Origin of the sequence: Herbivorax alkaliphila (genome assembly GCF_030848475.1) — a bacterium.
Lineage (GTDB): Bacteria > Bacillota > Clostridia > Acetivibrionales > Acetivibrionaceae > Herbivorax.
In genome coordinates this window covers 1-1,230 of sequence record NZ_JAVDDS010000137.1, presented here as the reverse complement: position 1 = coordinate 1,230, position 1,230 = coordinate 1, and the positions used below count along the sequence as shown (strand labels likewise).

General features: G+C 26.3%; 2 protein-coding genes. Both read left to right on the top strand.

The annotated features are described in order from the left end of the window. On the top strand, window positions 1–460 hold a 460-nt coding region (locus RBH29_RS17695; RefSeq protein WP_306698335.1), incomplete at its 5' end, for a GSU2403 family nucleotidyltransferase fold protein. Between the two features lie 295 nt (window positions 461–755). Then, window positions 756–1,230, top strand: a 475-nt coding sequence (locus RBH29_RS17690) for a PLC family EF-hand domain-containing protein (protein ID WP_306698334.1), incomplete at its 3' end; no start/stop codon positions are given.

Sequence of the window (1,230 nt, the reverse complement as noted above, 5' to 3'; positions counted from 1 at the left end):
CCACGGTTATATATATAATGAAGATCCCCTAACGGGTGTTTCAAAATTTTATAAGTCTGCGGTAATAGAATTAGAGTTTATTGTAAGAGAAATGGGTAAAGGAAAAATTGAACCTTATAAAGTCGATTCTCTTAATGTAAAAGCCGAAGGATTAAGACATCTTGATATTCTTTGTGATAATTCCATAAAACTTGAAGTAAATAACTTTAGTTTATGGATACCAACACCACCTGCATATATAATACACAAACTGATTATCAATAAAAATAGAGATATCAAAAAAGAAAAAGACATTCGGGCAATTAAGAATCTTCTTGAATATGTATTTAATGATGAAGGAGAAATAAATCAACTTAAAAATATTTATTACAATTTATCAAAAAACAATACAAAAAAAGTTACTGCAGTATGTAAAGAAAATTTAATTGAACTTTATCCAGGCTTTAATCTTGATAAGTAACTTTTACAATATTATATAAACCTTAAAAATGAATATTTAGATTTTCAACCAAAACTACTTTATTTGAGAGTAGTTTTTTATTTGCCAAAAATATCAAGGAGGAATCCCCATGAAAAAGATGCTCATAAAGATAATATTTACTTTCGGTATACCTGTATTTATCCTTCTAATAGTTAACTTTGACGTTTTAGGAGTTATAAAAAAAATGAACGTTTTATATTTTTAAATAGTCTATATTATATAAATAAAAACTTCGGCCGATTTATTTTAAAAATAATGAATAGGAGTGATATTAATGAAAAAATTTATAATTTCAGTATCTTTAATACTATTAGTAACTAGTATTTTTGCTACAGTATTTGTACTATCACAAAATAACGAGGACAGTCAATTTGAACAACCTACAAAATCTACTAATACTGTAACTCTAGACTCTTCTAGTGACAGTATTGAAGACAAAACTGATATAGACAAATTAGTAGAATCAGAAAATACCCAAGACTGTGATGACTTTATTTCAGATAATATAGAAAGTTCAGAGATAAAAGATATCATTAAAGAAAATGTGACAGAAGATAAAAATATTATAACCGCTACTGCAGAATATGCAGGACAGATAGACAATAACAGTATCGAAGTAATTATCAATGACACTTATAAAAGTCTACGAATTAAAGAAGTGCAACATTTATATCATAGCTTGAACCTTGATTTAGGTGATACATTAATTGCTAAATACTATACTAATGAACATGGTCAAAATATTGTCA